This window comes from Weeksella sp. HMSC059D05, assembly GCF_001809725.1.
Classification (GTDB): domain Bacteria; phylum Bacteroidota; class Bacteroidia; order Flavobacteriales; family Weeksellaceae; genus Weeksella; species Weeksella virosa.
The window spans coordinates 1-4,560 of the sequence record NZ_KV798547.1 but is presented as its reverse complement, the minus strand read 5'-3'; the positions used below and the strand labels follow the sequence as shown (position 1 = coordinate 4,560).

Genomic DNA, 4,560 nt, shown 5'->3' with positions numbered 1-4,560 from the left:
TCCAAATAACTTCTGTAGGTAAATTTAAGTAATTGTATTTGATTTCGGTGATGCTTCTAAACTATTCTATTACATTTACTTACCTTTTCGTTTGATATCCTGTTTTGGACGTGTCTCAATAGAAGAAGCTGAGTGTTTTTGTTTGTTAAATGCTCTAAAATTATCTTTAATGATTTTTTCTAGCTCATCAAACGTACAATCTAATCTCCTACAATTTATAATAATTTTATCTTTAGGTTTCCAATTATTTAAATACATAAGAATTAGCTTTAATATATTGATTCTATTATTTTTAATGTATTTTTCTTTATTATTTATCGTCAACTCAAGATATTTACCCGAGTAAAGTTCACATGTATCTATTGCGTCTATATCATCCCATTTGATAACTCCTATACTTTCGTAAGTTGAATTGTCTTCTAATTCCAATTCTGATACGATTATTGCTTTTTTTCTATTAAACAACAATAATACATTGGATATAAACATTAAAAATGAATATAAAAAACCAAGTATACCAAAAACAAATATAAAATACTGATTACTAATGAATTTAGAAACAAATAATTGAGGATTTATTATAAGTCCAATACATGTTATATTCATTACAAGGAAAAATAATATAAAACCGAAGATCTTACTTTTACTATATTTAATTGTCAATATCATCGCAGAAAATTAATATTTTAAAGGTCCATAAACCGTTTGTGATTTCTGAATTTCTCTTTGGAGATTTTGTTGCTTTTGTTCTGGTGTAAGTGGAGTCATTGCAGCATCTATATAAAACTCCATGACTTCTTCACCGACCACACCTCCTATAATGCCCCCTACTATACCTGTAACTAATGCCCCAGGACCTGATTCTGCCCCAACAATTACACCTAAAGTAGCTCCTCCAATTACACCTCCTACAACAGAACCTATACCACCTGCTGTTTGTTTTATGCCTTCTCCAGTATTTTCTCCAAAGCCATCTACTATCTCGGGAACTTCCAAAACAACAGATGTTACCAGACTACCCTTTTGAATAACTTTACTTACCTTCGTACCTTTCCCTGTATATTGATTAAAACCTCTATTATGAGGAGAGTATCTGTATTTTATTTCATTAATCTTGATTCCATCAAAACTTCGTTTTGTTGGACCATTCCATATTGCAAAAGACCCACCACCATATTTACTATTTGCCAAAGAGTTTCCGTATGACCCCATCGCTGTGTTTGCGTACCTTAAGTAATCCAAAGCACTACGACTATTATTATTTCCTCCAATTATAGCTGCATCCGTAAGTACTATTAGTTCATTAGCAGTATTTGTTTCTGGGTCATATATATATGTAGTGTTTGGATCATCAATATAAGGCTTAAATTCTGGCGTTTGTGGACACGTGGGGCAGGTCTCAAGGTTTTGCTCAAATAATCCTGTTGGGTCTCTCCAGTAAACAGGATTGTTAAAAGCAAAGCGATACGGATTGTGCATAGGTGCTGATTCTGATAACCTATCGTGTGAATGAAACCTACCCAAAGCAGGGTCGTAGTTTCTAAAATCCATCGCTGTCCAGTTCAAACCGAGTTCATCCTGCAACTCTTTGCCTCCAAACTTATAGTTATAACTATCACTACCTGAGGTTTGCATATTTACTACACCTATACCCACACGAACATCACTACTATTTACAATTTCTACACCCAAGGTCAAATCATTGTAACCTGTATGTTTCAAACCAAAAGGATAATAATGACTACCTATCTTTTTTTCTTTAAAAGATTCCTTATCTCTTTTAAATCTTTTTCAAAATCAAAATTAAAGTGTTGTCCAAATGGATCTACTGTTCTTGATATAAAAAAATATGATTTTCCACCTATTTTAATATAATTAAGATAAGGTAAGATAAATCTATCAACTTTCTGTATTTCATTTAATTTAAAATATTTTTTAAAAAAAAGCTTCTTTATGATTATCTTATCTGTCTCTGATTCATATATTATTGTATTCATTATATATGAAAATCTTATAAGGAACATAAATATTGAAATATAGCATAACGTAAAAACAATTGAAGAAATTCTCTTTTCTAAAATAATTTCATGAATATTGACTAGTATTATAATAAGCACTACACCTATAAAAGAAAGTGAAATTAATATCATTAATATAAAATATAAGTAATTATATTTTCGACTGATATATTCCATAAACATTTAATTTTTAAATTTAATTCCTATCTCAACACCAAAATTAACGTTAAGGAAAGCTCCTACTCCCAACCCAAGCTTAGCTGAATTAGACCTCTCTGTACTAGTTTTACCGTTTTGCGTTTTTTCCTTAATTGTAGAATTTAAAATTGATACTGATGTGGTCGTACTTTTTGATGACTCTGTAACTTCTTTTGTTTTCTGATCGACTCTCTTTTCATTTTGCTGATCGAAACCAAATAACATTGAAAGTCCAAAACCAGAAGTTTCTTTTACTTGACCATCTTTTCCATAATAATCAACTTCTGAACTGTTATTTAAATTAGCTTTAGAGTCCAACTCTGCTCCCAATTTAACAGACCCTAATTCATTTCCTTTATAATTACCTTTAAATCCTATATTCACAGGTCCTTTGACCTTTCCTTCTACTCCAACATTTCCTGAAACAGAAGCTGTTGCCTCTACATAAACTGTTGGTTTATTTTCATCTATCCACTGCTTAGCTTCAGAAGCTTTCTTAGTAACGTAATTTGCTGCATCCTTTGCTTTATCTTTAAGATATTCAAAAGTTTCAAGTTCTAAGCCTTCTAACTCTCTACCCATCCCCATTTTATTTTCTTGAAAAGCATAAGGACTATTATATACATATTTTTCAGCAAGGGGATCTATATTAAAGAATCTACCAATTTCTGGCATGTAATTTCTCCATTTGAAGCTATCCCAATTAAGACCTAATTCTTCTTGTCTCTCTTGCCCTTGGTATTTGTATTCCTACATCCCTACCAATTCAAATTTTGAATATTTTGAAAATCTTTAAAACAGTTTAACTTTATTAATTTCCCATTCTTTTTTACATAACACTTGTTGGATTTTTCTAGTTTAATAATAGTATCACTAATATTTACGGTTTTGTATAATTTGTTTGTAGGTATAATTATTTTTACTATACCATATTGATTTAAAACTGGTTTTTTAAATGCTTCTTTTGAGCTTAGCTTTAATAAATAATCGTTAATTTTAGTGTTATTTTCCACAAGAAATAAAGAATAAGCTCTATTTTCATTTTTGTAGGCAACCTTTAATTCAAAGCCTTCTATTAGATTATTTACTTTCTTTATTTCAGTTCTTTTATTTAATGAATTTTGGAATAGATAAATAAAAGTACTAACAATTACTACAACAATTAATGATAATATATATTTATTCATGTTATAACTTCTTAGTAGTTCCAAAACCTAAACTAGACCCTACTTTTAATTGAGGAGGACCTAGAGCTCCTCCAAAACTATACCCTCTCCATGTTTGTTCATAGTTTTCGGTATATACTTTTCCCATTCCTGGATATAATTCAGGTTGATTACTATTTAGATTATTTCCCCAGAAATATTGTCCTGAAACAGCTCCAACACCTATATTATATGATTGAGTATTTCCTTCAAAATCTGAAAAATTCATATTAGAATCACCTTTATTACCAATAAAATCACCTGCAAAGGCACTTATACCAACACCAGCGGATAAACCTATATTAGCTGCTACATTTGCAAAAAAACTATATTCTCCTTTATTTTCTCCATCAAGAAATACTGCAAACTGAAACCCAGCACTAGCTCCCATTCCTACTGTGAACTCTCCTCCTATATTAACACCTATTACATCAACGTCAAAATTTTGATTATTTTGATTATTTAATTCATTGTTTATGTTTATATTCAAGTCATTAGAAACATCCACATTTTGTAAATAATAATCTATGTCTATTGAATTTGTATAATACGTAGCTAATAAATTACCATCTACATCTCTTATTCTAATATCCTCTGGAGCCATCCCATCAGGATCAATAAAGAAAACAGGATTATTAAAAGCGTAGTTGTAAGGTGAATGTCGTCTCATTTGTTCCGCCAATGGGTCAACATTCATCCATCTCCCAATACTTGGGTCGTACATTCTTGCACCATAGTCATATAAGTTTAAATTCAACTCATTTTGTAACTCTTTACCGTTAAACTTATAATTATACGTAGCCGAACCCGTTGAGATAGAATTATCAATTCCTATTCCTATATCGCCAAATTTTGCTTCAATAGTTGTTCTATTACTTGCAATATCTTCACCTGGAGTTACAATGATTTGTTGTAACGGTTGGTAACCTTTATGTTTCAACCCAAAAGGGTAGTAGTGGTTTTCTTCCAATATTTTTAATTTGTTTTCGGTGTCATCCCAAGCGTAGCTTACCCGCACATTGCCAAGATGGTCGGTATAGTTATACACATAATCAAAACTTTGTTTGGTGGTACACTCAGGGCAGTTGACCACGTTCACATAGCCTTCTGATGTTGGGAAAAACTGCAAGATGTTGTTT

At 31.0% G+C, this 4,560-nt stretch carries 5 protein-coding genes and 1 pseudogene; all 6 read right to left on the bottom strand.

Features of this window, described 5'->3' with window-relative positions; all coding sequences use genetic code 11:
* Positions 1-75: 75 nt before the first annotated feature.
* Complete coding sequence (locus tag HMPREF2660_RS11170) at positions 76-669, bottom strand: STM3941 family protein (protein WP_070486624.1); 594 nt, start codon at positions 667-669, stop codon at positions 76-78.
* Positions 670-678: 9 nt separating this feature from the next.
* A complete protein-coding gene (locus HMPREF2660_RS08130; RefSeq protein WP_141743575.1) occupies positions 679-1,722 on the bottom strand; it encodes an RHS repeat-associated core domain-containing protein in 1,044 nt (347 codons plus the stop codon).
* Between the two features lie 23 nt (positions 1,723-1,745).
* Complete coding sequence (locus HMPREF2660_RS11075) at positions 1,746-2,195, bottom strand: hypothetical protein (RefSeq protein ID WP_221403271.1); 450 nt, start codon at positions 2,193-2,195, stop codon at positions 1,746-1,748.
* A 6-nt stretch (positions 2,196-2,201) separates the two neighbouring features.
* A pseudogene (locus tag HMPREF2660_RS11150) lies at positions 2,202-2,951 on the bottom strand (hypothetical protein); the annotation flags it as partial.
* Between the two features lie 23 nt (positions 2,952-2,974).
* Positions 2,975-3,403, bottom strand: a complete 429-nt coding sequence (locus HMPREF2660_RS08115; RefSeq protein WP_070486619.1) for a hypothetical protein — start codon at positions 3,401-3,403, stop codon at positions 2,975-2,977.
* Position 3,404: 1 nt separating this feature from the next.
* The coding region (locus HMPREF2660_RS08110; protein WP_221403270.1) for an RHS repeat-associated core domain-containing protein at positions 3,405-4,560 on the bottom strand (1,156 nt) is incomplete at its 5' end.

Coding starts and splice junctions, on each gene's coding strand:
- HMPREF2660_RS11170 (WP_070486624.1), bottom strand. CDS start 669: ATGATATTGACAATTAAATATAGTAAAAGTAAGATCTTCGGTTTTATA.
- HMPREF2660_RS11075 (WP_221403271.1), bottom strand. CDS start 2,195: ATGGAATATATCAGTCGAAAATATAATTACTTATATTTTATATTAATG.
- HMPREF2660_RS08115 (WP_070486619.1), bottom strand. CDS start 3,403: ATGAATAAATATATATTATCATTAATTGTTGTAGTAATTGTTAGTACT.